This is a genomic window from Streptomyces sp. NPDC085481 (genome assembly GCF_044541845.1).
GTDB lineage: Bacteria > Actinomycetota > Actinomycetes > Streptomycetales > Streptomycetaceae > Streptomyces.
This window is the reverse complement of the sequence record NZ_JBITTJ010000016.1, coordinates 183,480-207,953: the sequence shown is the minus strand read 5'-3', so window position 1 is coordinate 207,953 and position 24,474 is coordinate 183,480. Positions and strand designations below refer to the sequence as shown.

The following is a 24,474-nucleotide window of genomic DNA, read 5'->3' as shown; positions in this document are numbered from 1 at the left end:
TCAGTCCTGGATGCGCCGGAAGGGCTGATCCGCCTCCAAAGCGAACGCGACCTCCAGGAGCGTCCGTTCGCTGCCGGGGCGGCCGGAGAACATGACGCCGATGGGCAGCCCGTTCTCCGTCGCGCTCGCGGCCGGCACCGAGATCGACGGTGTGCCGACGACGTTGTTGACGGGCGTGAAGGCGACGTACGCGAGGATCCGTTCGATCAGCGTCGGGTAGGCGACGCTCGGGCTGAGGTGGCCGATCGGCGGCGTGGTGTGGGCGAGCACGGGGGAAAGGACGAGGTCGAGCCCGCGGAACGACGCCGCGTACGCCTCCCTCGTACGCTTCAGCCGCCGCAGCACGCCCGGGGTGCGCTGCCACTTCTTGACGTACATATCGCGCAGCCCCTGGCTGAGGCCGTCCATGTGGTGCCGGTCGAAGTCAGCGCCGAGGGTGCGGCCGGTGACGCCGAGGAGGAAGGACAGCAGGCCCCAGTAGGTGAGGAAGTCCTCGGTGAAGCGGGGGTCGAGGTCCAGTGCCACCGGCTCCACGGTGTGGCCGAGCCGTTCGAGCGTCGCGACGGTCTGCGTGACGGCGGCCCGGGTGGCGGTGTCGGACCGCACGCCGTTCGGCGAGTCCAGCAGGAAGCCGATGCGCAGCCGCCGTTCCGAAGGGCCTTCGACCAGGCCCACGGGCGGCAGCTTCGGGTTGCGCCAGTAGGTCTCGGCGGCGGCGAGGAACGCGGCGCTGTCGCGTACGGAACGGCTCACGATCCCGTCGGAGACGAGGTCGAGCGGCAGTTGGCGGCTCTGGGCGTTCGCCACGACCCGGCCACGGGTCGGCTTGAGGCCGACGAGTCCGCAGCAGGCGGCGGGGATCCGGATCGAGCCGCCGCCGTCGTTGGCGTGCGCGATGGGCACCGCCCCGGCGGCGACGAGCGCCGCGCTGCCGCCCGAGGAGCCACCGGCCGAGTAGCCGGTGTTCCACGGGTTGCGGACCGGTTCGGCGCCCTCGTACTCCGTGCTGGGGCTGAATCCGAACTCGGGCAGCCGGGTCTTGCCGAGGACCGTGACGCCGCTGCTCAGGAACTGCCGGGCGAAGGGGGCGTGCCGCCGTGCGGCCTTCGGGGTGAAGGCCGCACTGCCGTGGCCGGTGGGCAGGCCCAGGTAGTCGGTGTTGTCCTTGACGAAGGTCGGCACCCCGGCGAGGACGCCGCCCGACCCGGTGGTGTGCGCCGGGGCGTCGACGTGCACCTGGACCGCGTGGAGCCGCGCTTCGACGGCCCGAACCCGCTCGGCCGCGTCCCGGGCCGCCTCGGCGGCGCCGACCTCGCCCCGCCGGATCGCGTCGGCGAGACCGACGGCGTCGTGCTCGCCCAGGGCGTCGTCCCGGAAGGCGTGCACCGTGGCCTGTTCCTCGAAAGTCGTCACCGTTACCTCAGCCCCCGGCCGTATGGATGGTTGACCACCATCATTGCCTACCGGCGAGTAGCACGCGAGGGGTACGCGAAGCGCGTCCGGCGCGGCGCCGTCTGCGGGGCGCGGTCGTTGCCGTGCTCCGTTCGGGGCACCCCTGGGTGTGGCGGACCGCAGGCGGGGTCGGCTGCTCAGCGGCAGGCGGTGGTGTCGTCGGACGCACCGGGCTGGGCGGCGGCGCGTGCCTGGCCGAAGTTGGCCGCGAACGCGTCGTACACCGCGGGGGTCGTGATGCGCAGCATCGTCTCGTCGTTGTCGCGCAGGGCCGGGCCGCTCCAGTTGTGGCTGCCGGTGAAGACCAGCTTCTCGCGCGCCCCCGCGTACATGCCGTCGATCATCAGGTTCTTCGAGTGCACGATGCGGTTCGGGGTGGCGGGGTCGCCGTCGTGGTCGTGCTGGTAGCAACGGGTGGTGAGCCGGGACTGGCCGTGGAGGGCGTTCCAGGTGCCGGTGTCGGTCTCGCTGTAGACGACGTCGACCGTGCAGCCGGCCGCCGCGAGCGCCCGCAGCTTGTCGGCGACCGCCTGGCGGGTGATCTTCAGCATCGCCGCGCGGATCGCGGTGCGGTGGGTACCCGCGGCGTCGCTCCAGGTGCAGCCCACGTTGTCGAGGGCGTTCACGACGGTGTCGGTGGTGTCGGTGGTTCCTGCGCGCGGGAAGAAGTACGCCTTGTAGTCGCCGGCGCCGGCGTACGTGTAGTCCCATCCGGCCCGGTCCTGCGCCGCCAGCTTGGCGAAGTAGGAGGTGTACGCCTCGTACAGGGTGGCGTTGCCGGCGAAGCCGATCGCGCTGTTCCAGTAGCGGGAGTGGTTCGACGGCGTCAGGTTGGCCGTCATCTGCAGCACCACCTGCGTCGCCGCTCCGCCGGCGACGCTGCTGAAGAGCAGGAACTTGTTGTGGTTGATCCCGCTCGCGCTCGACCCCAGGCAGGAGCGGCCCTTGGCGCACAGGGTCACGAACGAGCTCCTGGTCCGGTCCGTTCCGAGGGCGGACTTGAGGGTGTCGTACGAGTCGGGGTTCCCCGCCGGATCACTGACGGTCGTCTCGTCGAGGACGACCTGGACGTCGACCCCACGGGCGGTGTGGGCGTCCGACAGTTCCTGGGCGACCGTGGTGTCCCACAGGTGGTACATCGCCATCCGGATCGTCGAGCCGGCGTCGGCCGCGGCGATGAACTCGCGCACCCGGGTCCTGATCGCGTCCTGTCGGGCCGGGTCGGCGGAGGTAGGGTCGTTGAACACCGGCCCCATCGCCGGCACGGCGGAGACCTCCGCCGGCTGCGCCTCCTCGGCGGTCGCGCTCTGCGCGGAGGCGAGGACGCCCGCCGCCAGTATCAGTGCCGTGCCGGCCGCGTACACGCGTCGGCGGATGCCGGAGAACATGAATCCCCTTTCGTATACCACTGGTTGACCGCCCGACCCTAGCGTCGGGCCGTGACGGCGCGACGGGCGGTGTCGGATACCGGCCGAACACGTCCGCGTGCGGGCGGATCGTCCCTCCCCGCGCTACCCTCCCGCGCATGATTGACATGGACATGCGCCACCCCGGGAGCACGGACACCCCGCGCACCGCCCACCCGCGAAGAGCCGGCCTGCCCGCCTTGGTGTGCCTGCTCCTGCTGGCCCTCCTCTGCGCGGCGACCACCGCGACCGCCGCCTCGCCCCCGGCCGGAGCCCCCGCCTCCGCCTCCTCTCCCTCCCCCACCTCCGCCGCCGCCTCCGCCGCCGCTTCCGAGCGGTGGGGCGACCGCCGCCTGGACGAGGTCGCCTTCCTGACCACCCACAACGCGTTCACCAACTACGAGGACTCCCGCTGGAGTTCGGTGAACCAGTCCGAGTCGGTGCGCGCCCAGCTCGACATCGGCGTCCGTGGCCTGAGCCTGGACACCCACTGGTACGAGCGCAGCACCTGGTTGTGCGTCATCAGCTTCGGCAGCGACTGCTACCCCAGCGACGTGTACCTGTGCCACGGCGACTGCAAGACCTTCGCCGGTGCCACGTACGCCCTGCCCCGGCAGTCCTTCCACGGCACGATGCAGACTGTGGTGGACTTCCTCGCCTCCCATCCGCAGGACGTGGTGACGGTCTTCCTGGAGGACTACGTCAGCGCCGACCAGCTGCGGAACTCCCTCGGCAGGGTGAGGGGCCTGTCCGAGCTGCTGTTCCGTGCCGACGACTGGGGCGTACGGCAGCACGGCTGGCCGAAGGTGGCCGACCTCGTCACCGCGGGGAAGCGCCTGCTGATCTTCTCCGACCGGTCCGACCGCGAGCAGCTGGGCGTCATGTACGACAAGTCCTGGACGGTGAGCAACTACTGGAGCCTCGGGGACCTCGGCAACGACCTCGCGTGCGTCACCCGCTGGCCCGACGTGCCCCTGGACCGCCAGGAGCCGGGGTTCCGGCGCCTGTTCACCATGAGCCACCACCGCAACGTGCCCACCGTCCTCACAGCTGCCCTGGACAACGGCGCCAAGCTGAGGAACCGCATCGCCGACCAGTGCCGGACCGCCACCGGGGGCCGTCGCCCCAACTACGTCTCCGTCGACTTCCACCGCCAGTCCGACGGCAGCGGCCACACACCCGCCTCGATCGTCGCGGAGCTCGACGCGAGCCGCTGAGCGTCCCGGCGCCCTGGCGTCGGTGGCCGGGCCGTGCCCTTCCGATCATCCCGGGGGTGCGAGGTCCGGGTGGGCGTGGAGCAGCCGGGGCGGAGCCGCCTGACGCCAGGAGTCGACGACGATCGCACGGAGTTCGCCCGCGTCGTCGACGGCGGCGAGGCGGACCCGTACCCAGGCGAAGGCCGCCTCGTGGTCCGCGACCCAGAACTTCCCGGGTTCGGCGAGGACGAGCTCGTCGCGCTCCTCCTTCGGGCAGCGGACGGCCATCGACGTCTCGTTCTCGGGCAGGGTGAGGAACATCTTGCCGGCGACCCGGAAGGTGGGCATGGCCCAGGCCTCCTTCTCGGTCGTCTCCGGCAACGCGAGGGCGAGTTCACGGACTTCGTCGGAGGTGCTCATGCCCTGACCGTACGACGGGCCGCTGACATCGCGCTCCGGTCCCGAAGCGGACGCGGGGACCGGTCCGGCGTAGGCTTCGCCCGTACGGACGCGACGGGGGCGGAGCACATGACGGCGGAGCCGGTACAGAGGTGGGGTTCGACCCTCGACGCGGTCGTGGTGTACGCGCAGGGCGCGCTCTGCCGGCGCCTGGCGCGGGGCGTGGTGCCGCCGGACGGGCGGGTGCGGGTGACGGGCCTGCCCCGCTCGCTGGATCCGGGCTCGCTGCGGGCCCGTGTCACGGGCGCACCCGGGGTCCGGGTCACCGAGGCCCGGGTGGAGGTCGAGGCCGAGCCGCCCTCCACCGGTAGCGGCGCAGGCGCGCCCGACGAGGCGCGGCGCGAGGCCGAGCGGCTGCTCGACGCGTACGCGGCAGCAGAGGCCCGCAGGGACCGGCAACTCAGCCGGATCGAGGAGGTCAGGGCCCTGCATCCGGTCCCCCCTGCCCGCAAACGCGAGGACCCGCACCGCCGCACCCCGGTCGACGCGTGGCTGGAGCTCGCCGAGTTCGTCGACGACCGCCTGACGGCCCTGCACGCCCGCCTCGTCGAGCTGGAGGAGGCCGTGGAGCGCGCCGCGCACGATCTCACCGTCGCCGAGGACCGGCTCGTCCGCGCCTCCACCGACGCACCGTCGGCGCACGTGGACACCACGGTCTGCGCCGTCCTCACCCTCGCCGGCACCGGTGACGCCGAAGTGGAGCTGGAGTACGGGGTACCGGGTGCCGTCTGGGTGCCCGCCTACCGGCTCACCCACCGTCAGGGCGACGGCAGCGGCCGTCTGGTGCTGCGCGCCTCGGTCGCCCAGCGCACCGGCGAGGACTGGACCGGCGTGCGCGTCGCCCTGGCCACCGCCGATCTGCGCCGGCGCACCGACCTGCCGAGGCTCCGTTCGATCCGTGTCGGACGCGCCCAGGCCGCCCCCACGCCTTCGGGCTGGCGCGAGCCCCCGGCGGGGCTCTCCGACCTGTTCTCCGGCTACGACGCCGCCGGACCGCGTCCCCCTGCCGCCACGGCCGTGCCCGTGGCGGGGGCCGTCGCGGGCGGGCGCGCGTCCGGGCCCGTGCCGCCACCGCCCCCGCCGCCGGCCCCTCAGGCGTCGCAGGGTTACGGCGGGCCGCCGCCCGTGGCGCTCCCGGCGCCCGGCGGCGCGTACGGCTCCGCCCCGGAGGCCTTCGGCGGCGGGGCGCCCGGCCTCGCACGCCCCGCCGCCCCCGCGCAGCCGGGCGGCAGGCCCCGTGGCGGCGGCAGGTCCTTCGCCGGGGCGCCCGCCGCCATGGCACCCCAGGCCCCCGGCTCGGCGGCGCCGGCCGCGCCACCGCCGGCACCGCCGGCCGGTCCGCCGCAGCCGAGCGACGCCGAGCTCGACTACGCCGCCCTCGTCCTGAGCGGCCCCGACGGGCAGGGCACGCGCCGCGGCCGCCTGTTTCCCGGCGCTCCCGTCGACCCCGTGGCGGCCGAATACCGCCGCCGCGCCGAGGCGGTGGCCGCGCTACCGCTGCCCGGGCACGCCGTGCGGCCCCGCCTGTCGGCGGGTTCCTTCGACCACCGCTTCGACGCCGCCGCCCGCGCGGACATTCCGTCGGACGGCACCTGGCACACCGTCACCGTCACCGAGATCCCGGTCGGCCTGCGCACCGAGTACCTCTGCGTGCCGTCCGTGGAGCCGACGGTGTACGCGACGCTGGTGCTCTCCAACGCCACCGACCAGGCGCTCCTCGCCGGCCCTGTGGAGGTCACCGTCGACGACGACTTCCTGCTGACCGCCGCCCTGCCCACACTCGCCCCCGGCGGTGTCCGCCGGGTGGGTCTCGGGCCGGCCGAGGGCATCCGGGTCACCCGCCGCACGAACCTCCACGAGTCGACCGCGGGCCTGCGCAACAACACCACCGTGCTCGACCACCGCGTCCACGTGGAGCTGGCCAACCGGCTCGCGCGGCCCGTCACCGTGGAGGTCCACGAGCGGGTTCCCGTCACCTCCGAACCGGACGTACGGATCGAGGAGCGGGCCGACTGGACGAAGCCCGAGGACGGCACGGGGCCGGAGCACCACGCCCCCGGCACACGCCTCTGGCGGGTGGACCTGCCCGCCGGCGGCACCACCGCCCTCGACGGCGGCTACGAGATCCGCATCCCGGCCGGCAAGGCCGTGGCCGGCGGCAACCGCAGGAGCTGACCCCACCATGTCCACCGCCCCAGAGCCGATCGCCCTGCCCGTCACCGCCGTCACCTGCCTTGAGGACCGCGCCCACGTCGAGCGCGCCACCGTGCTCGACCTGGCTGCCGGGGTCCAGCGGCTGCGCCTCGGACCGGTCAGCGCGCTGGCCGTCGACCGCACCCTGCACGCCGAGCTGACCGCCGATCACCCCGCGACCGTGCTCGATGTCCGCATCGTCCGCGACTGGACCCCGCGCGCCCCGCTGCCGCCCTCCGCCGACGACTCCGCCCTGCGGCAGCACGAGCACGCCCTCGAACGGGAACGGCTCACCCTGGAGCAGCGGCGCGACCGGCTGCGGGCCCGCCTCGACCTGCTCGGGCGGCTCGCCACCGACGTGCTGCGGGAGATCGGCGAAGGCACCGGCCACGGGGAGAGCGAAGGACCGCGCTGGGCCCGCGAACTGGACCGGGTGGACGACGAGCGGGACACGTACGCGGAACGGCTCCGCGCCGTGGAGGCCCGGCTGTCCGCCCTCGGCGCCGAACTCGTCGAGACCCGGCGGGCCCTGCGGCTGTCCGAGGAGCAGCCCGCCGAACTGGTCGGCCATGTCGAGCTGACCGTGGAGTCCGCGGTCGCCGGACCGGTCGCGCTGCGCCTGAGCCACCTCACTCCGTGCGCGCTGTGGCGGCCCGCCTACCGGGCCGTGCTCGACGGTGACGCCCTGACCCTCGAGACCGAGGCGATGGTCTGGCAGCGCACCGGCGAGGACTGGTCGGACGTACGGCTGACGCTGTCGACGGCCCGGTCGGCGCTGGCCACCGATCCGCCGCACCTGGTCGAGGACCGCCTGACGCTCAGGGACCGCTCCGCCGCCGAGCGCCGTACCGTCGACGTCGAGCTGCGCGAGGAGGAGATCGGGGACCTCGGTCCGCCCGCCGCTGTGCTCGGTCTCCCGGGCGTGGACGACGGCGGCGAGGCCCGGGTGCTGCACGCGCCCGCACCGGTCTGCGTGCCCGGCGACGGCCGGGCCCACCGGGTGCCGCTGTCCTCCTTCACCACGGCCGCGAGCAGCGAGTACGCGTGTTCACCCGAGCTGTCCGAGCTGGTAACGCAGGTGGTGCGGTTCGACAACCGGTCCGGGCACGCCCTGCTCGCCGGGCCCGTGGACCTGGTCCGCGGCAGCGGGTTCGGCGGGCGCGGCACGCTGGAGTTCACCGCCCCCGGCGCCCCGTGCGAGCTCGCCTTCGGCAGCCGCGACGACTGCCGGGTGATCCGGGAGGCCGAGGAGTCCCGCGACTCCGCCGGGTTCACCCAGCGGACCGTGGTCACCCGCACGGTCCGGCTGCACCTCTCCCGCTTCTCCGCCCCCGGGGAGCACGGCGAGCGGCGCGTCGCCCTGCGCGAGCGGATCCCGGTCTCCGAGGTCGCGGCGGTGGAGGTACGGCTGCGCAAGGAGGCCTGCTCCCCGGCGCCCGACGCCTTCGACGCCGAAGGCATCGCGCGGTGGGACGTCGTCCTCCCGCCGGGCGGGCGCCGCACGGTGACACTGGTCTACGAGCTGTCGGCGAAGGCCAACGTCACCGGGCTCTGAGCCGCTTCACCGGCCGTGGAGTGATGTCGCTACTTCACCGCGGTCAACGTCGCGTAGACGACGGTGTTGGCCTGGTAGCCGGTCTTGCCGGACCATCTGCCGCCGCAGGTGATCAACCGCAGTTCGGGGCGTCCGGAGCTGCCGTACACCTGGTCGTCGGGGAAGCCGTCCTTCGCGTGGAGCTCCACCGCGTCGACCGTGAACAGGGCCGTGCGTCCGTCCTCGCGTACGACCCCGATCTCGGCTCCCCGTCCGAGGGCACCGAGCCGGTGGAAGACGGCCGGGCCGTAGGGGGTGTCGACGTGTCCTGCCACGACGGCCGTCCCCGGGGAGCCGGGCGTGGTTCCGGCGGCGTACCAGCCGGCGAGGGCCGGGGCCGTCGCGGGCGGCGGCTTGAGTGTTCCCGCCGCGTCCAGCTCCAGGCGGGTCAGGAAGGCGTCGACCCCGACGGCCGGAATCCGGATCCGTACCGGGTCCGAGGCCGGAAGCGGCTGAACGCCGGTGTGGTTCGGGGCGCTTCCCCGGCCGCCCTGGGGAGCGGTCCGCGCGACGGGCGGGCGGGACTGGGCCGTCGTGGGCTGTGGGGGTGGGTCGTCGCGCTGTGCGTGGGCCATCAGCAGGCATCCGGCGAGCGCGGTCCAGGCGAGCGTCGTGAACGACGGGCTGCGCCCCGGCGTCGGGCCGGTGGTCTTCGGCGGCCCGGAGCCTTTCCTCATGATGGTGGTGCCTTCGCTGGGTTCCCGGAGCCCCCGCGGCCCCCGGCCTCATCGGACGAGCCGGAGGGCGGGGGCCGGGGCCGGAAGCGGGCGTGTCGTCAGGCCGAGGTCTTCGAGGCCGCGGAGCGCCGGCGCATGCGGATCACTCCGCCCACGACGGCTCCGCCGAGCAGCAGACCGCCCAGGGCGAGCTGGGTGCCCCTGTCGGCGGTCCCGCCGGCTCCGCCGGCCCCGGCGGCCCAGCCGTAGCCGGCGTCGACGGCACCGTTCGGGCGGCCGGAGATCTGGTAGGTGACGGTCTGTTTGACCCGCGGCGGGCACTTGAGGGTCACGGTGTCCGTGCCGGAGGTGGCGCCCTCGGGTACCTGGAACTCGCCCACCAGGACGCCCTGCCGGTCACCCGGCAGCAGGTGGAACTGCCCGCCCGCCTCCGACTCGCCCTTGCCGTAGGTCTCGTCGCCGCAGGCGGAGGTGGTGACGGTGACGGTGGTGCCGGGGGCGGCGTTCCCCGGGGAGATCTGGACGTCGCCGACGGACTCCCCTGCGGCGGGTTCCGCGACGGCGGCCAGGGCGGTGGGCGTGGACAGGGTGAGGGCGGCGACGATCAGGGCGGCCTGCAGACCGCTACGTGCGAGACGCATGCTTCTCTCCTCTACGGAGCCTTCCCGGCCGGCTGGTCCGCGCGGCGCCTGTGCTGTGCTCCGTGCACGAGGCAATCTCCCGCCCGTGATCACCGCAACGCGAGAAGCGCGCGCAGGTGTCCCCCGGTCGGAGTGATCTTCTCCCCCTGTGCTCTCGTCACCGCAGGTCACGGTGGCGGGCGCGGCGTGCGGAATGCAGGGGTCCGCGGCGGGCGAACGGCCTAGCCGAAAGCCTTCCGGGGGACAGGCCTGCCCACCCGGGGGATCAGCGGTGGCAGGCCGGAACACCCCCTCATAGCTTCGGCATATGACCAGACGACAGATCGCCCACCTCGCCTGCGCCGCGGTTGTCGTGGCCACCGGGCTGGGCGCCGCCGCACCGACAGCCGGCCACCACCGGACCGTGCACCGGGTGAAGCCCGGCGCGTCGATCCAGCAGGCAGTGGACGCCGCGAAGCCGGGGGACACCATCGTGCTCTCGCCCGGCACCTACCGTGAGAGCGTCCGCATCACCACCGCGGACCTGACGCTGCGTGGATCGGGCGTCTTCCCCACCGTCCTCGAGCCCGCCGAGACCCCGGACAACGCGTGCGCCAAGGCCGGCAACGGCATCTGCGTGACCGGGACGAAGGACAGCCCCGTCGAGGGCGTCACCGTGCGCTCCCTGACCGTCCGGGGCTTCACCAAGAACGGCCTGTGGGCGTCGTGGACCGACCGCCTGAGGGTCCAGCGGGTGATCGCCGAGAAGAACGGGAACTGGGGCATCGCCCAGGAGCGTTCCGTGCGCAGCGTGCTCAGCCACAACATCGCCCGGGACAACGGCGACGCCGGTCTCTTCGTCTCCAACACCACCGACACGGAGGCCGGGGCCACCGACACCCAGGGCACGGTGATCAGCCACAACCGCGTGTCCGGGAACCGGATCGGCGTCACGGTGCGGCGCCTGCGGAACCTGACCGTCCATCACAACGAGGCGACCGGGAACTGCGCGGCGGTGTTCGTGGTGGGCGACGAGTCCACGCCGCGCGCCGGGGCGATGACCCTGCGCCGTAACCACGTCCACGCCAACAACAAGTACTGCCCGAAGACCCCCCGACTGCCGTTCCTGCAGGGCTCGGGCATCGTGCTCACCGGCGCCGAGCAGACGGTGGTGGCGGAGAACACGGTCGAGGACAACGTGGGCAGCTCCCCGCTGTCGGGCGGCATCGTGCTGTTCAAGAGCTTCGTGGGCGCCCTCAACGAGCGGAACGAGATCCGCGACAACGTCGTGCTGCGCAACAGCACGGCCGATGTGGCCAACCGGGACACCGGCACGGGCAACACCTTCCACGGCAACACCTGCAAGGTCTCGGAGCCCGCGGGGATGTGCTGACCCACTCCGGTCCCCTCCACTCCCCCGACCCCCACCCCTGGCACGACAGCAAAGGCAAGGCAGCAGATGACGACTGTTGATCCGGCTCCCCCACCGCCCATGCGGCTGCGGGAGCTCGTTTTCGGGGCGGCGTGCGCCGCCGCCGTCCGCGCGGCCGCCCGTCTGGGTGTGGCGGACGCGCTGGGCGACACGCCCATGACCGTGGAGGACCTGGCGACGGCGGTGAAGACCCAGCCGCGGACACTGCGCCGGCTGCTGCGCGCGCTGTCCTGCCAGGGGGTCTTCACCGAGCTCCCCGACGGCACCTTCGCGCACACCGAGATGTCCCGGCTGCTGCGCGAGGACGATCCGCACAGCCTCAGGTACATCGCCCTGTGGTGCACCGAGCCGTGGACGTGGGACGTCTGGCCGAAGCTCGACGAGGCGGTGCGCTCCGGCCGTAACGTCTTCGAGGACGTGTACGACCGGGAGTTCTTCGCGTACCTCAACGAGGACGCGCCCGAGTCGGCGTACGTGTTCAACCGGGCCATGACGACGTCGAGCGAGCAGTCCGCGCGGGACGTCGCCGACCTGCTCGACCTGCGGGGCGTCGCCTCGGTCGCGGACATCGGCGGCGGCCAGGGGCACGTCCTGGCGAGTCTGCTCGAGCGTCACCCCGGCATGCACGGCACCCTGCTCGACCTGCCGGGCGTGGTGGGCAACGCCGATCCGCGCCTGCGGGCGGGCGGTTCGCTGGCCTCCCGGGTCCGTGTCGTGCCCGGGGACTGCCGCGAGGACATCCCGGTCCAGGCGGACGTGTACATCATCAAGAACATCCTGGAGTGGGACGACGACAGCACCCGCAGGGCGCTGGCCAACGTCCGGAAGGCGGCGAAGCCCGGCGCCCGCGTCGTCGTGATCGAGAACCTCGTGGACGACACCCCGTCGATGCGGTTCACGACCGCCATGGACCTCCTGCTGCTCCTCAACGTCGGTGGCGCGAAGCACACCCGGCAGAGCATGCTCGACCGGCTGACGGACGCGGGGCTCGTCATCGGCGAGATCCGCGCGGTCAACGCGTATCTCCACGCCTTCGAGTGCACCGTGCCGAGCTAGCCCGCGCGCGGCGAAACCCGAGGCCGCCCGCTCCGCGTCTGTCGCGGGGCGGGCGGCCTCGGGTTTCACTGCCGGACGTCGCTCAGGAACCGGCGTCCCGCTCCCAGCGGTAGAAGCAGTGCGCCATGGCGTCCTTGGGGCTGCGCCAGGTCTTCGGGTCGTACGCGCTGACGTACGCCGACAGCTTCTCGCTGGTGTCCCGGAACTCGGGGTGTCCGGCCAGCTTCGCGATGGCGGGCGCCGGGTCCTGCTCGGACTCGATCAGGTGCAGATAGACCTCGCCGAACTGGAACAGGCTGCGCCGGGTCACGCCGACCAGGTGCGGGAGCTCGCCGCGGTCGGAGGCGGCGAACACGTCGGCGATCGCCGGCGCCGAACCGGGCGCCATGCGGGCGACGATCAGGGCGTGGTGCATCGAGTGTCCTTCCTGGTGGTGGTCAGCCGCGGACCGGTGCCTGCCGGCGGTCGCGGGCGACCTGCTCGATGCGGTCCCGGATGAGGGCCATCTGCGTGCGGGAGTTGCGGTTGATGTTGTCGGTCATCCACTCGTCGTCGACGGGCGCGTCGGGCTTCATGGCGAAGTCCTGCACCCAGCGCATCTGGATGCCGCCCGGCATCTCGACGTACTCCCACTTGATGTTCATGTGGGCGAAGGGCCCGGTCTCGACGCGGCGGGCGCGGACGGTCCGGCCGGCCCGGTCCACGGTCCGCTCCGACACCCAGCTCCAGACCTTGCCGGACTCGTCCGGGTGCATGGTCAGGCGGAACGTCGTCGAGTCGCCCTCGCGGGAGAGCACCTCGACCGAGGCGTACTCGCTGAAGAGCCGGGGCCAGTTCTCGATGTCGTTGGTGATGTCCCAGACGAGGTCGAAGGGGGCGTTGATGGTGATGCTGTTGTCGGTGTGACCGGACACGTCAGACTCCCGTCCTGAGGGTGCTGTTGACAAGGACGACGAACTCGGCGGGCGTCTTGCACCGCTCCGCGTCGGTGGGCAGCGCGGTGCCGTAACGGTTCTCCAGCTCGCCGACGATGCCGAGCAGGCCGAGCGAGTCGAGGCCGAGGGAGCTGAACGGCGCTTCCGAGGTCTGCTCGAGCTCCCGCGGGTCGACGGTGACGCCGGCGGCCTGCTTCATCAGGGCGGCCAGCTCGCCGAAGGTCAGTTCGGTGGTGATCATGCGTTTCTCTCCTTCCCGCCCGGTCCTACCGGGCGGAGTCGCCGCCGCGGCGCACTACCAGCGCCGCGTTGGATCCCATGAGTCCCCTGCTGAGGACGAGTGCCGTGCGCAGCTCGGCGGGGCGAGCGCGGGACATCACCAGATCGAGGTCGTGGCAGATGTCGTACACGTTGGGGGTGGGGGGCACGACGCCGTGTTCCATGGCGAGCACCGCGGCCACGGTGTCGAGCACGGGCGCCCCGCAGTAGGCCCGGCCGATCCCGGTCTTGGGCGCCGTGACGGGTACGCGCGCGGCGTGGGCTCCGAGGGCGTCGGCGATCGCGAGGGCTTCGGCGCGGTCGGCCTCCGGTACGCCCAGGGCGTCGGCGAAGACGACGTCGATCTCCTCCGGGGCGCAGTCGGCCTCGTCTAGCGCGACGCGGATCGCGCGGGCGAGGCCCTCACGGGACTCCGCCCAGCGCGAGGCGCCGGTGAACGTGGCGCCGTGGCCGGCCACGGTGGCCCGGACGGCCGCTCCCCGGTCGCGGGCCCGCTTCTCGTCCTCGACGACGAGCATCGCGCCGCCCTCGGCGGGCACGAAGCCGCAGGCCGCCGTCGTGAAGGGACGGTACGCGCGGTCCGGGTCCTCGACGGTGCTGAGCTCCGGATAGCCGAGCTGGCACACCATCGAGTACGGGGCGAGCGGGGCCTCCGCGGAGCCGACGACCACCGCGCCGGTCCCGCGCCGTACGGCCCTGGCGGCGTGGGCGAGGGCGTCAAGGCCGCCGGCCTCGTCGCTCGCGACCACTCCGCAGGGCCCCTTGAGGCCGCTGCGGATGGAGATCTGGCCGGTGCTCGCTGCGTAGAACCAGGCGATGGACTGGTACGGGCCGACGTACTTGGAGCCCTGCCCCCACAGCTTCTGCAGCTCCCGCTGGCCGAACTCGCCGCCGCCGGACCCGGCGGCGGTGACCACGCCGATGGAGAACGGGTCCTCCGGGTCCTCGCCGGAGAGGCCGGCGTCGTCGAGGGCGAGGGAGGCCGCGGCCATGGCGTAGTGGGTGAACCGGTCGGTCTGGACGAGGAACCGCTCCTCGATGAGGGTCGAGGCGTCGAAGGCCCGGACCTCGCCGGCGACCTTGAGCGGCAGGTTCTCGCATCCCTCGCGGGTGATCCGGTCGAGGACGCTGAGGCCTTCCCGTACGGACTTCCAGTACGCGTCGGTGCTCAGGCCGTTGGGTGCGATCACACCGATGCCGGTGACGACCGCGCGCGGTGGGTGGTGGGTGCTCATCGTGACCTCCCGCCCGGCCCCGTCAGCAGCACCGCGGACTGGAAGCCGCCGAATCCGCTGCCGACGGAGAGCACGTTCCTCAGCTTCCGGGGGCGGGCGGTGCGTGGCACGTAGTCCAGGTCGCACTCGGGGTCGGGGGTCTCGTAGTTCGCCGTCGGAGGTACCACCTGGTGTGTCAGCGCGAGGACGCAGGCGGCGACCTCTATCGCGCCGATCGCGCCGAGCGAGTGCCCCACCATGGATTTGATGGAGCTCATGGGCGTCGCGTACGCGTGCGCGCCCAGGGAGCGCTTCACGGCGGCGGTCTCGTGCCGGTCGTTCTGCCGGGTGCCGGAACCGTGCGCGTTGACGTAGTCGATCTGTGTGGGGTCGAGCCGGGCCTGGTCGAGCGTGCTGTCGATCGCGCGGGCCATCTCCAGTCCCTCGCCGGTCAGCCCGGTCATGTGGTACGCGTTGCCGAAGGTGGCGTAGCCGCCTATCTCGCAGTAGATGTGCGCTCCGCGCGCACGGGCGTGTTCGTACTCCTCCAGGACGAGGACCGCCGCACCCTCGCCCATCACGAAGCCGTTGCGGTGGTCGTCGAACGGCCGGGAGGCGTGCTCGGGGTCGTCGTTGTCGGGTGACGTCGCCTTGATGGCGTCGAAGCAGGCCATGGTGATCGGCGATATCGGGGAGTCCGACGCCCCGGCGATGCAGACGTCCGCCCGGCCCTCCTCGATGGTGTGGAAGGCGTAGCCGACCGCGTCGAGGCCGGAGGTGCAGCCGGTGGAGACGGTCTGCACGGGGCCGCGGGCACCGAACTGTTCGGCGACGACAGAGGCGAGCGTGCTCGGCGAGAACGCCAGGTGGAGCTTCGGGTCGGCCGCGCGGTGGTCCACGTCCCACCGCTGCCCGCGCTCGCTCACCAGGACGTAGTCGTGCTCCAGGCGGGTGGTGCCGCCGACGGCGCTGCCGAGGGAGACTCCGACCCGCCACGGGTCCTCCGTCCCGGTGTCGAGTCCGGAGTCGCGTACGGCTTCCCCGGCGGCGACCACGGCGAACTGGATGTACCGGTCGGCGTGGTCGCGCAGCTCCGGGTCGAGGCCGTGCGCGAGCGGGTCGAAGTCGCACTCGGCGGCGATGCGGGAGCGCAGGCCGGCCGGGTCGAACAGGGTGATGCCACGGGTGGCGGTACGGCCGTTGGACAGGAGGTCCCAGAACGCCGTTGCTCCGATGCCTCCCGGAGCGACCACACCGATGCCGGTTATGGCCACGCGCCGGGTCACTCGATGGCCCCGCTTCGCTTCGGGGACTGCCCGGGATCTCCCACGGACAGGTGCGGCCCGGCGGCGGCGGCGAGCTCGCCGTCCTCGTCGACCTCGGTGTCGACGTGGCCGAGGCTCGGCCGCGGGGCGAGCGGGCCCAGGTGGAAGACCATGCGGGCCTCCACGTCGCCGACGTTGCGGAACCGGTGCCGCATGTCGATGGGGATCAGGAGCCCCTGGTCGCTCCGGAGCCCGTACGTGTCCCCGTCCAGGTCCACTTCGAGCGCGCCGGAGACGACGTACACGAACTCCTCGGAGTACGGGTGGTAGTGCTCACCGATGCGCTCACCGGGCTGCACGATGGCCAGGCCCATGAAGCCGCTGGTGGAGCCGACGGTGGCCGGCGTGAGCATGGCCCGCAGGTCACCTCCGCGCCTGCGGTTGGGCTCCGTCTCGCTCAGGTTCACGATGCGGGGTCGCTGCTTGAGCATGGTTGATACCTCCGAGTGTGACTGTGACGTGGCGGGGAACGGCCGCGGCCCGGGCCGCGGCCGCCCGGTCAGGAATCCGCCGAGCTGCGGTCGGTGACGGGCAGCATGTCGGCGTGCGACAGGAGCCGGTTGATGTTGCGGTCCGTCGCCAGGGAGCCCTCGACACCGATCGCGGCACCGTCGAGCAGTCGCTCGAGCTCCGCGGCCTTCTTGGAGCCCTTGAGGCCCAGCGAGGCGAGGGGGTCGAGGTCGAGGTCGGCCGTGATGTCGATGAGGCGCACCACGATGTCGTCGCGCTGGAAGACGGTGCTGCCGTACACGGGGCTCTTCGGGTCGTCGGCGGCGGCCGCGTCCTGGTGGGCGAGCAGCCGGGCCAGCTCCATGCCGCAGCCCTCCTTGGCCGGGTAGTACAGCGCGTGCCGCCGCAGGCCCGCGGGGGCCGGCCGGCCGGACACCACGTGCTGTACGGCCGGGAGCGCCGCCCGGGTGAAGAAGACCCGCGCCGACTCGGGGTCGGTGAGGTCCCGGTCCTGCTCCAGGTACGGGTTGATGGCCTCCTCGACCGCGCGCACCTCGGGCTGGCGGGCCACGTGGCGCAGGGCGGCGAGGAGGTCGCCCTCCACTTCCACGGCCCGCACGACGCGGTTGCCGTGCATGAAGAGCGAGGTGCGGCGCAGCCGGGTGTTCTCGTCGACCTGGGCCTTGGGCGACTCGTACCCGGCGAGCAGCTCCGCGACCTTCGACTCCGAGCCCGGCTTGACGGTGAAGGTCAGGGCGTGGCGGGCCACACCGTCGCCCACGCGGGCCGCCACCTGCACGCCCCTGGACGCCGCGTCCGCCGTGAGCGGCTGCCGGGGACCGGTCTCCCGGAGGATGCTGTAGCGCATCGACCGGGTGTCACGGACGCAGCTGTGCATCGGCTTGACGGTCTCGACGTGCTCCTCGCTGTTCACCCAGGCGAGGAACGGCGGCGCGCTCTCCCACTCGCTGGTGATGAGCCACTGCGAGGGGTTCTCGATGGACTGGCAGAGCTGGTCGCTGATGTGTCCGGGCACGGAGGCGACCTGCTTGCGCATCAGCTCGTACGCCTCCAGGAACTGCTGCTGGGCTCCTTCGTACAGGTCGAGGAGCAGGATCACCCGCAGCCTGGAGCCGTCGAACGCCGACTGCGATATGCGTCCCGATGTGGTCATCCGGCGCACCTCTTTCTCTTCTTCGGGGAGGGTCGGGAGTGACCGCCGCGCCCGAAAGGCCGGGGTCGTCATGTGCCGATCGTTGGCGTGCTCCGCGATCCGCGCGAGCCCCACGGGGCGGATGAGTGAACTGCGTGTCATTCGGGTGCCCCGAATGCACGAACCGGTCCTCGGAGGGCATGAATCTGCATCCCACCCCTGGCATGCGTCACAGATGACGCTGGAGGCGATCAATGAACCGAAACGAAGAGGCCGGCGCAGTCGGTCACCGCACGCCCGTCCTCATCGTCGGCGGCTCTCTGGTGGGTCTGTCCACCTCGCTGTTCCTGGGGCGTCTCGGCGTGCCGCACACGCTCGTCGAGCGTCACCGGGGCACCTCGTACCACCCCCGCGGGCGCGGCAACAACGTGCGCACGATGGAGTTGTTCCGGGGTGCCGGCGTGGAGCGGCGCATCCACGAGGCCGCGTCCGTCCTGGCCCGCAACAACGGCATCCTGCAGACACCCGGCCTGGTGGGCGATGTCGGCGAGTGGCTGTTCAGGGAGATCGACCCCGGCGGCGGGGTCGCCCGCTTCAGCCCCGCCGGTTGGTGCCTGTGCAGCCAGAACGACCTGGAGCCGGTGCTCCTGGAGACCGCCCGGGAGCTGGGCGGGGATCTGCGGTACTCCACCGAGCTGATGTCGTTCGAGCAGGACCCCGACGGGGTGACGGCGCACGTGAAGAGCCGCGACACGGGCGAGCACACCACGATCCGCGCGGACTACCTCGTCGCGGCGGACGGTCCGCGCAGTCCCGTCCGCGAGCGGCTCGGCATCGGGCAGACCGGCCGGGGCGACCTGTTCCACAACGTCAGCATCACCTTCGTGTCCCGGGGCCTCGCGGACATCGTCGGCGACCGGCACTTCGTCGTCTGCTACCTGACGAACCCGGAGGCCGACGGGGCCCTGCTGCCGGTGGACAACCAGGAGCACTGGGTGTTCCACGCGCCCTGGCACCCCGAGGACGGCGAGACGCTGGAGGAGTTCACCGACGAGCGGTGCCGGGACCACATCCGGCGGGCCGTGGGCGTGCCCGGTCTCGACGTGGAGATCACCGGCAGGGCCCCCTGGCACGCCGCCGAGCGGGTCGCCGAACGGTACGGGGACGGCCGGGTGTTCCTGGCCGGCGACTCGGCCCACGAGATGTCCCCCACCGGGGCGTTCGGCTCCAACACCGGTATCCAGGACGCGCACAACCTCGCCTGGAAGCTGGCCGCCGTCCTCGGCGGATGGGCCGGCCCCGGCCTGCTCGCCTCGTACGACGCCGAGCGCCGTCCGGTCGCCGAGGCGACGAGTGCCCGCGCCTCGTCCCGTTCGGTCGAGCACAGCCACCCCGGGTACGCCCCGGGGGCCGGCGGCCCTGCGGGACGCAAGGGCGGCATCCTCAACGTGGCGCTCGGCTACCGCTATCCGCAGGGCGCGGTCCAGGGGGCCGACCAGGGGCTGGCGGTCGTGCCCGACGCACTGCGGCTGACGGGCGAGCCCGGGAGCCGGGCACCCCACATGTGGGTGCACCGCGCCGGTGCCCGGGTCTCCACCCTCGACCTGTACGAGCGGTCCCTGGTCCTGCTGAGCTCCGAGAGCGGGGGTGGTGGGTGGCACGCCGCGGCGGAGGAGGTCTCACGCAAGCTGTCGGTGCCGCTGGAGGCGTACCGCGTCGGCGACGGGCCGGACGCGGAGTTGTCGCCCGCGGACGACAGGGACTGGTCCGAGTCGCACGGCGTCACGCCGGACGGTGCGGTGCTCGTCCGCCCCGACGGGTTCGTCGCCTGGCGGTCCGAGGGGGCGTCGGCGGATCCCCGAGGGGAGCTGGGAGCGGTCCTCACCGCGATCCTGGGCCTCGGCTGACCGCTCCTGCGGCGTGCTGACGGAAGGCGTCCGGCCTGGGCATCAGCCCGGGCCGGACGTCGTTCTTTCGGACGTCGTTCCTTCGGGTCCTCGGGCGGGGTCCGCGGACGGACGAGGCGCCTGATCGCGGAGTTCAGGTGGTGAGGAGCCGGTTGAAGAAGGAGCGGTACTGGCGCAGGGCCATGCGCAGGTTCTCCGTGTCGACGTTCTCGCCCTGGCTCCACTGCGCTTCGAGGTTCCTCTTGTGGTCGGCGAAAGTGCCGGCGAGCTTCTGCATCACGTCGGCGACCAGGCCGTCGGCCGAGTGCACGGCCTCGCGGGGGTCGTCGACGAACAGGCTCTGGATCTCGTGCCAGCGGGTACGGAAGGCTTCCTCGTCCTCGGCGTCCAGCAGGCGGGGGGCCTCGTCCTCCCCGGCTGCCTCTTCCTTCCTGTGCGCGTCGCCCTCCTTGGGCGCGTCGTCGTCCTCGGGCGCCTCGTCTGCCCTGCGTTCCGCCCTGCCCGCCTCCGTGTCGGCCCGCTCGGTGGCGACGGAGGTGTCGGGGGCGGAGGTGTCATCGGCGGCGGAGGTGTCATCGTCGACGGTGGTGCGTGCGTTCGGCGCGGTGCCGGCAGCCGAGCCCGTGCCGGTGCTTTCGCCGGGGTACATGGGTGGTGCTTCGGTGCCCGGTTCCCGTTCCTCACCGCGGTCGCGCCGGCCGGCGATGTCCTCGGTCGACAGGCCGGTGTCCGCCTGCTCGTGGGTGTCGTGGTCACGCATGTCACGCCTCCGCTTCAGGTCCGGCCCGGGCCTGCCTGGTTGCCGTTGGAGAGGAGTTCGTCGAAGAGGGCCCGGTAGTGCACCATCGCTCCTCTCAACTGCTCGGTGGTGGCCTGCTTCGGCGTGGAGCTGAGCGCGTTGATCTCGTGCGCCGCCCGGTAGTGCTCCAGCGTGCGGCCGTGCTCCACGGAGAGGTCCCGCATCCTCTGCTCGGAGTCCTCCGTGGGATAGCCGCGCTCCTGCATGAGCGCGGTCACCAGCCGGTCGGCGTCGTGCACCGCGCCGTCCGGCCGGTCCACGAACTCCTCCTGAACCCCGCGCCACTCCCGGGCGTAACGCTCCCGCGCCCCGCTCGAAAGCGGCTTGATGTCCAGGGACTCGTGGCGCTGTTCACGGGATGCGAGGTCGTACTCGGCGGCCCGCCTGCTCCCGGCGTCGTCGACCGTGCGGTCGTACTCGGGCCCGAACTGCTCCCGCAGCCGCTGCCGGCGCCGTCTGTTCAGGGCGACGGCGAGCACGATCAGCGCGATCACCACCGCGACGGGAATGACGATGGCCAGAATCGCTCCTGTCGACATCGGCCTCGCCCCCTTCGGTCTCGTCTCTGTGCCCGGCGGCTGCCCAGGGGCGCCGGGCTGAAACGGTTCGGGGGTGAGGCGGTCCCTTGCGACGTCGCCGCGGCCCTGGGGCGCCGTGCCCGACGGCGCCCCACTGCTTCCCGGGTCCTCGCCGGCCGGCCCTCGCCGCCCCGGGGCAGGCGGTGACCTCAGATGACGCCCTGCGCCGTCATCGCCCGCGCGACGCGCAGGAAGCCGGCCACGTTGGCGCCGAGTACGTAGTCCTCGGGGTTGCCGCCGTACGCCTCCGCGGTGGCGCGGCACTGGGTGTGGACGTCTCGCATGACCGTGGCGAGGCGGGCCTCGGTCTGCTCGAAGGACCAGCTGTCGCGGGCCGCGTTCTGCTGCATCTCCAGCGCCGAGGTCGCCACGCCGCCCGCGTTGGCGGCCTTCCCGGGGCCGAAGAGGACCCCGGCCTCCCGGAGCACCTTCACCGCCTCCGGCGTGCAGGGCATGTTCGCGCCCTCGGCGACGGCGAGGACCCCGTTCTTGACCAGCGCCACGGCGTCGTCGCGACGCACCTCGTTCTGGGTGGCGCAGGGCAGGGCGATGTCGCACGCGACGTCGTACACCGTGCCGCGCGCGGAGAAGCGCGCGGTCGGCTTCGCTTCCGCGTAGGCGGAGATCCGGGCCCGGCGCACCTCCTTGACGTCCTTCAGGAGCTCCAGGTCGATGCCGTCCTCGTCGACGAGGTAGCCGGAGGAGTCGCTGCACGCCACCACCCGGCCGCCCAGCGCCTGCACCTTCTGCGCCGCGTACACGGCCACGTTGCCCGACCCGGAGACCACCACCCGACGGCCGTCGAAGCCGTCACCGCGGGTGGCGAGCATCTCCTGGGCGAAGAACACCGCGCCGTAACCCGTGGCCTCCGTACGGACGTGGGAGCCGCCCCAGCCCACCGGCTTGCCGGTGAGGACACCGGACTCGTACCGGTTGGTGATCCGCTTGTACTGGCCGAAGAGGTAGCCGATCTCCCGCCCGCCCACGCCGATGTCACCGGCCGGCACATCGGTGTGCTCGCCCAGGTGACGGTAGAGCTCGGTCATGAACGACTGGCAGAACCGCATGATCTCGCCGTCCGAACGGCCCTTCGGGTCGAAGTCGGAGCCGCCCTTGCCGCCGCCGATCGCCATCCCGGTCAGCGCGTTCTTGAAGATCTGCTCGAAACCGAGGAACTTCACGATCCCCAGGTTGACGCTCGGATGGAAGCGCAGCCCACCCTTGTACGGGCCGAGCGCGCTGTTGAACTCCACCCGGAAGCCCCGGTTCACCCGAACGGCACCCTGGTCGTCGACCCACGGGACCCGGAACATCAGCTGCCGCTCGGGCTCGCACAGCCTGTCCAGGATGCCGGTCTCCGCGTACTCCGGGTGCCGGTCCAGCGCCGGGCCGAGCGAGTCCAGCACCTCGGCCGCCGCCTGGTGGAACTCCGCCTCCCCCGGATTACGCCGGCAGACCTCCGTGTAGACCGCCTCGATGTGCGCGCTGACATTCATGGGTGTGTCTCGCTTTCCCTGTCTCCGAAGGCTCGGCTGCCGGTACCCGGCGTCAGGCATCCTGCCGGACTCCCAGCCCATCCTGTGCTCCGCCGACAGGCGCTCGACCGACTTGCGCGTTCTCCTCCGGTGAACGGGACGCGGCGGACCGGAGCGTCGTCCTGCCCGCCGGCGGCGGGTGGTCCGGCTACTGCCAGTCCTCGTCCCACGGCGGCGGCTCGGCGTCGTCGAAGTCGAAGGGCGGCGGCTCTTCTTCCACCGGCGCCGAAGGTGCCCTCGGTGCACGGGCCGCCGGGACCGCCGCAGCCGCCTCGGCGGACGGGGCAGGCGAGCCGGACGCGGCGGGCTCGCCGGACGGGGCGGGCTCGCCGGCGTGGGCCTCCGCCAGGGCGTCGAGGACACCCTGGCCGTACTTGGTCAGCTTGGCCTCTCCGACGCCGCCGACGGTGGCCAGCTCCTGGACCGTGGTGGGGAGCAGGGTCGCGATCTCCCGCAGCGTCGCGTCGTGGAAGACGACGTACGCGGGGACGCCCTGCTCGCGGGCGGTCGCGGCCCGCCAGGCCCGCAGGGCCTCGAAGACCGGCACGGCGGCGGCGGGCAGGTCGACCGGCACGCGGGCGCCCTTTCCGGAGCGCGACCCGGATTCCTTTCGGGCCGGTCCTGCCGGCGCCTTCTCCTTGCGCATCGGGACGGTGCGGCGCCCGCCGAGGACCTCGCCGCTGGCATCCGTCAGGACCAGCGTCCCGTAGTCGCCCTCCACCGCGAGCAGCCGCTGCGCCAGCAGCTGGCGCACGACGCCCCGCCACTCCGCCATCGACAGATCCGCGCCGATGCCGAACACCGAGAGGCTGTCGTGGTCGAACTGGATGACCTTGGCCGTCTTCTTGCCCTGCAGGATGTCGATGATCTGGCCGGCGCCGAACTTCTGGCGCCGCTCCTTGGCCAGCCGCCACACCGTGGACAGCAGCTTCTGCGCCGCGACCGTGCCGTCCCAGGACTCGGCCGGCGTCAGACACGTGTCGCAGTTGCCGCACGGCTCGCCGGACTGGCCGAAATACGCGAGGAGCCGCACGCGACGGCAGTCGACCGTCTCGCACAGGGCCAGCATCGCGTCCAGGTGCGCGGCCAGTGAGCGGCGGTGCGTCTCGTCGCCCTCGGAGCCGTCGATGAGCTTGCGCTGCTGGACCACGTCCTGCAGGCCGTACGCGAGCCAGGCCGTCGCCGGCTCGCCGTCGCGCCCCGCGCGACCGGTCTCCTGGTAGTAGCCCTCGACGGACTTCGGCAGGTCCAGGTGGGCCACGAAGCGCACGTCCGGCTTGTCGATGCCCATGCCGAAGGCGATCGTGGCGACCACCACGACCCCGTCCTCCCGCAGGAAGCGCGCCTGGTTCGCCGCACGCGTGCGGGAGTCCATGCCGGCGTGGTACGGCACGGCGTCGATGCCGTGCTCCACCAGGAAGGCCGCGGTCTTCTCCACCGAGGACCGGGACAGGCAGTAGACGACGCCGGCGTCCCCTTCGTGCTCGGTCCTGATCAGCTCCAGGACCTGCTTGAGCGCGTTGTTCTTCGGGACGATGCGGTACTGGATGTTCGGACGGTCGAAGCTCGCGACGAAGTGCCGGGCGTCCTCGAGGCCCAGCCGCCCCGCGATCTCGGCGTGCGTGGCCTCGGTCGCCGTCGCCGTCAGCGCGATCCGCGGCACCTTCGGCCAGCGCTCGTGCAGCATCGACAGGGCGAGGTAGTCGGGCCGGAAGTCGTGGCCCCACTGGGCGACACAGTGCGCCTCGTCGATCGCGAAGAGCGACACGCTGCCCCGGTCGAGCAGCCGCTGCGTGCCCTCGGTGCGCAGCCGCTCGGGGGCCAGATAGAGGAGGTCGAGCTCGTCGGCGAGGAAGGCCTGCTCGACCGCCTGCCGCTCGTACGAGTCCTGCGTCGAGTTCAGGAACCCGGCCCGCACCCCGAGCGCGGTGAGCGCGTCCACCTGGTCCTGCATCAGCGCGATGAGCGGTGAGATCACGATGCCCGTGCCCGGTCTGACCAGCGCCGGGATCTGGTAGCACAACGACTTGCCGCCGCCGGTCGGCATCAGCACAAGGGCGTCGCCACCTGCGACGACCTGCTCGATGATCTCCTCCTGCTCGCCGCGGAAGGAGCCGTAACCGAAGACGCGGTGCAGCACCTGCAAGGCGTCGGAGGTCTCGGGGGAAGCGTCGGTGAGGGCCATTCCAAAAGCCTAGCGGCCCGCGCCGACAC

Annotated in this window: 22 protein-coding genes; 6 read left to right on the top strand and 16 right to left on the bottom strand. The window is 72.6% G+C overall.

Annotation, left to right across the window (positions count from 1 at the left end):
- Both ACIGEZ_RS29390 and ACIGEZ_RS29385 read right to left on the bottom strand, forming a co-directional pair.
- Positions 1–1,413: an amidase gene (locus ACIGEZ_RS29390; RefSeq protein ID WP_399836869.1), complete on the bottom strand. Its 1,413-nt coding sequence runs from the start codon at positions 1,411–1,413 to the stop codon at positions 1–3.
- Between the two features lie 176 nt (positions 1,414–1,589).
- Positions 1,590–2,840: a phospholipase D-like domain-containing protein gene (locus ACIGEZ_RS29385; RefSeq protein WP_399836866.1), complete on the bottom strand. Its 1,251-nt coding sequence runs from the start codon at positions 2,838–2,840 to the stop codon at positions 1,590–1,592.
- A gap of 137 nt (positions 2,841–2,977) precedes the next feature.
- Here ACIGEZ_RS29385 and ACIGEZ_RS29380 point away from each other — a divergent pair, with 137 nt between their 5' ends.
- Positions 2,978–4,075 (top strand): PI-PLC domain-containing protein, encoded by a 1,098-nt coding sequence (locus tag ACIGEZ_RS29380; protein ID WP_399836863.1) that lies wholly within the window; start codon positions 2,978–2,980, stop codon positions 4,073–4,075.
- A 45-nt stretch (positions 4,076–4,120) separates the two neighbouring features.
- Here the strand turns inward: ACIGEZ_RS29380 and ACIGEZ_RS29375 are convergent, their stop codons facing one another.
- Positions 4,121–4,474: an MmcQ/YjbR family DNA-binding protein gene (locus tag ACIGEZ_RS29375; RefSeq protein ID WP_399836860.1), complete on the bottom strand. Its 354-nt coding sequence runs from the start codon at positions 4,472–4,474 to the stop codon at positions 4,121–4,123.
- A 108-nt stretch (positions 4,475–4,582) separates the two neighbouring features.
- Between ACIGEZ_RS29375 and ACIGEZ_RS29370 the strand changes: the two genes are divergently transcribed.
- Both ACIGEZ_RS29370 and ACIGEZ_RS29365 read left to right on the top strand, forming a co-directional pair.
- Positions 4,583–6,688: a DUF4139 domain-containing protein gene (locus ACIGEZ_RS29370; protein WP_399836857.1), complete on the top strand. Its 2,106-nt coding sequence runs from the start codon at positions 4,583–4,585 to the stop codon at positions 6,686–6,688.
- A gap of 7 nt (positions 6,689–6,695) precedes the next feature.
- Positions 6,696–8,261, top strand: a complete 1,566-nt coding sequence (locus ACIGEZ_RS29365) for a mucoidy inhibitor MuiA family protein (protein WP_399836855.1) — start codon at positions 6,696–6,698, stop codon at positions 8,259–8,261.
- 29 nt (positions 8,262–8,290) lie between these two features.
- On the opposite strand, the gene ACIGEZ_RS29360 is transcribed toward ACIGEZ_RS29365, so the two are convergent.
- Positions 8,291–8,977, bottom strand: a complete 687-nt coding sequence (locus tag ACIGEZ_RS29360; RefSeq protein ID WP_399836852.1) for a class F sortase — start codon at positions 8,975–8,977, stop codon at positions 8,291–8,293.
- Between the two features lie 98 nt (positions 8,978–9,075).
- On the bottom strand, positions 9,076–9,618 hold the full coding sequence (locus ACIGEZ_RS29355) for a sortase (protein ID WP_399836849.1): 543 nt from the start codon (positions 9,616–9,618) through the stop codon (positions 9,076–9,078).
- A gap of 307 nt (positions 9,619–9,925) precedes the next feature.
- Between ACIGEZ_RS29355 and ACIGEZ_RS29350 the strand changes: the two genes are divergently transcribed.
- Positions 9,926–10,990: a nitrous oxide reductase family maturation protein NosD gene (locus tag ACIGEZ_RS29350; RefSeq protein WP_399836846.1), complete on the top strand. Its 1,065-nt coding sequence runs from the start codon at positions 9,926–9,928 to the stop codon at positions 10,988–10,990.
- 66 nt (positions 10,991–11,056) lie between these two features.
- On the top strand, positions 11,057–12,085 hold the full coding sequence (locus ACIGEZ_RS29345; RefSeq protein ID WP_399836844.1) for a methyltransferase: 1,029 nt from the start codon (positions 11,057–11,059) through the stop codon (positions 12,083–12,085).
- Positions 12,086–12,167: 82 nt separating this feature from the next.
- Here ACIGEZ_RS29345 and ACIGEZ_RS29340 read toward each other — a convergent pair whose 3' ends face one another.
- The 7 genes from ACIGEZ_RS29340 to ACIGEZ_RS29310 form a co-directional block, all read right to left on the bottom strand.
- Positions 12,168–12,500, bottom strand: a complete 333-nt coding sequence (locus tag ACIGEZ_RS29340) for a TcmI family type II polyketide cyclase (RefSeq protein ID WP_399836841.1) — start codon at positions 12,498–12,500, stop codon at positions 12,168–12,170.
- A gap of 22 nt (positions 12,501–12,522) precedes the next feature.
- Positions 12,523–12,999, bottom strand: a complete 477-nt coding sequence (locus ACIGEZ_RS29335; protein WP_399836838.1) for an SRPBCC family protein — start codon at positions 12,997–12,999, stop codon at positions 12,523–12,525.
- Position 13,000: 1 nt separating this feature from the next.
- A complete protein-coding gene (locus ACIGEZ_RS29330; protein WP_399836836.1) occupies positions 13,001–13,261 on the bottom strand; it encodes a phosphopantetheine-binding protein in 261 nt (86 codons plus the stop codon).
- Between the two features lie 25 nt (positions 13,262–13,286).
- Entirely contained in the window at positions 13,287–14,534 is a 1,248-nt protein-coding gene (locus ACIGEZ_RS29325; RefSeq protein ID WP_399836834.1) for a ketosynthase chain-length factor, read from the bottom strand.
- Positions 14,531–15,799: a beta-ketoacyl-[acyl-carrier-protein] synthase family protein gene (locus tag ACIGEZ_RS29320; protein WP_399836831.1), complete on the bottom strand. Its 1,269-nt coding sequence runs from the start codon at positions 15,797–15,799 to the stop codon at positions 14,531–14,533. The genes ACIGEZ_RS29325 and ACIGEZ_RS29320 overlap by 4 nt, the downstream gene beginning before the upstream one ends.
- Positions 15,796–16,269 carry a cupin domain-containing protein gene (locus tag ACIGEZ_RS29315; RefSeq protein ID WP_399836829.1) on the bottom strand — a complete coding sequence of 158 codons (474 nt, stop codon included), beginning with the start codon at positions 16,267–16,269 and terminating at the stop codon, positions 15,796–15,798. Before ACIGEZ_RS29315 ends, ACIGEZ_RS29320 begins: the two co-directional genes overlap by 4 nt.
- 68 nt (positions 16,270–16,337) lie before the next feature.
- Entirely contained in the window at positions 16,338–17,462 is a 1,125-nt protein-coding gene (locus tag ACIGEZ_RS29310) for a SchA/CurD-like domain-containing protein (RefSeq protein WP_399836826.1), read from the bottom strand.
- A gap of 233 nt (positions 17,463–17,695) precedes the next feature.
- Here ACIGEZ_RS29310 and ACIGEZ_RS29305 point away from each other — a divergent pair, with 233 nt between their 5' ends.
- Positions 17,696–19,348 (top strand): FAD-dependent oxidoreductase, encoded by a 1,653-nt coding sequence (locus ACIGEZ_RS29305; protein WP_399836824.1) that lies wholly within the window; start codon positions 17,696–17,698, stop codon positions 19,346–19,348.
- Between the two features lie 133 nt (positions 19,349–19,481).
- Here the strand turns inward: ACIGEZ_RS29305 and ACIGEZ_RS29300 are convergent, their stop codons facing one another.
- From ACIGEZ_RS29300 to recQ, 4 genes are all read right to left on the bottom strand, one after another.
- Positions 19,482–20,108, bottom strand: a complete 627-nt coding sequence (locus tag ACIGEZ_RS29300) for a hypothetical protein (RefSeq protein WP_399836821.1) — start codon at positions 20,106–20,108, stop codon at positions 19,482–19,484.
- A 14-nt stretch (positions 20,109–20,122) separates the two neighbouring features.
- Positions 20,123–20,686 carry a hypothetical protein gene (locus ACIGEZ_RS29295; protein ID WP_399836818.1) on the bottom strand — a complete coding sequence of 188 codons (564 nt, stop codon included), beginning with the start codon at positions 20,684–20,686 and terminating at the stop codon, positions 20,123–20,125.
- Between the two features lie 188 nt (positions 20,687–20,874).
- The gene (gene gdhA / locus ACIGEZ_RS29290; RefSeq protein WP_399836816.1) at positions 20,875–22,221 is read right to left on the bottom strand and encodes an NADP-specific glutamate dehydrogenase; all 1,347 of its coding nucleotides are present in this window, start codon (positions 22,219–22,221) and stop codon (positions 20,875–20,877) included.
- 187 nt (positions 22,222–22,408) lie between these two features.
- Positions 22,409–24,445, bottom strand: a complete 2,037-nt coding sequence (gene recQ / locus ACIGEZ_RS29285) for a DNA helicase RecQ (RefSeq protein WP_399836814.1) — start codon at positions 24,443–24,445, stop codon at positions 22,409–22,411.
- Positions 24,446–24,474 lie beyond the last annotated feature (29 nt).

Coding starts and splice junctions, on each gene's coding strand:
- ACIGEZ_RS29315 (WP_399836829.1), bottom strand. CDS start 16,269: ATGCTCAAGCAGCGACCCCGCATCGTGAACCTGAGCGAGACGGAGCCC.
- ACIGEZ_RS29330 (WP_399836836.1), bottom strand. CDS start 13,261: ATGATCACCACCGAACTGACCTTCGGCGAGCTGGCCGCCCTGATGAAG.
- ACIGEZ_RS29350 (WP_399836846.1), top strand. CDS start 9,926: ATGACCAGACGACAGATCGCCCACCTCGCCTGCGCCGCGGTTGTCGTG.
- ACIGEZ_RS29310 (WP_399836826.1), bottom strand. CDS start 17,462: ATGACCACATCGGGACGCATATCGCAGTCGGCGTTCGACGGCTCCAGG.
- ACIGEZ_RS29385 (WP_399836866.1), bottom strand. CDS start 2,840: ATGTTCTCCGGCATCCGCCGACGCGTGTACGCGGCCGGCACGGCACTG.
- ACIGEZ_RS29305 (WP_399836824.1), top strand. CDS start 17,696: ATGAACCGAAACGAAGAGGCCGGCGCAGTCGGTCACCGCACGCCCGTC.
- ACIGEZ_RS29355 (WP_399836849.1), bottom strand. CDS start 9,618: ATGCGTCTCGCACGTAGCGGTCTGCAGGCCGCCCTGATCGTCGCCGCC.
- ACIGEZ_RS29325 (WP_399836834.1), bottom strand. CDS start 14,534: ATGAGCACCCACCACCCACCGCGCGCGGTCGTCACCGGCATCGGTGTG.
- ACIGEZ_RS29375 (WP_399836860.1), bottom strand. CDS start 4,474: ATGAGCACCTCCGACGAAGTCCGTGAACTCGCCCTCGCGTTGCCGGAG.
- ACIGEZ_RS29365 (WP_399836855.1), top strand. CDS start 6,696: ATGTCCACCGCCCCAGAGCCGATCGCCCTGCCCGTCACCGCCGTCACC.
- ACIGEZ_RS29340 (WP_399836841.1), bottom strand. CDS start 12,500: ATGCACCACGCCCTGATCGTCGCCCGCATGGCGCCCGGTTCGGCGCCG.
- ACIGEZ_RS29295 (WP_399836818.1), bottom strand. CDS start 20,686: ATGTCGACAGGAGCGATTCTGGCCATCGTCATTCCCGTCGCGGTGGTG.
- recQ (WP_399836814.1), bottom strand. CDS start 24,445: ATGGCCCTCACCGACGCTTCCCCCGAGACCTCCGACGCCTTGCAGGTG.
- ACIGEZ_RS29380 (WP_399836863.1), top strand. CDS start 2,978: ATGATTGACATGGACATGCGCCACCCCGGGAGCACGGACACCCCGCGC.
- ACIGEZ_RS29345 (WP_399836844.1), top strand. CDS start 11,057: ATGACGACTGTTGATCCGGCTCCCCCACCGCCCATGCGGCTGCGGGAG.
- ACIGEZ_RS29370 (WP_399836857.1), top strand. CDS start 4,583: ATGACGGCGGAGCCGGTACAGAGGTGGGGTTCGACCCTCGACGCGGTC.
- ACIGEZ_RS29360 (WP_399836852.1), bottom strand. CDS start 8,977: ATGAGGAAAGGCTCCGGGCCGCCGAAGACCACCGGCCCGACGCCGGGG.
- ACIGEZ_RS29300 (WP_399836821.1), bottom strand. CDS start 20,108: ATGCGTGACCACGACACCCACGAGCAGGCGGACACCGGCCTGTCGACC.
- gdhA (WP_399836816.1), bottom strand. CDS start 22,221: ATGAATGTCAGCGCGCACATCGAGGCGGTCTACACGGAGGTCTGCCGG.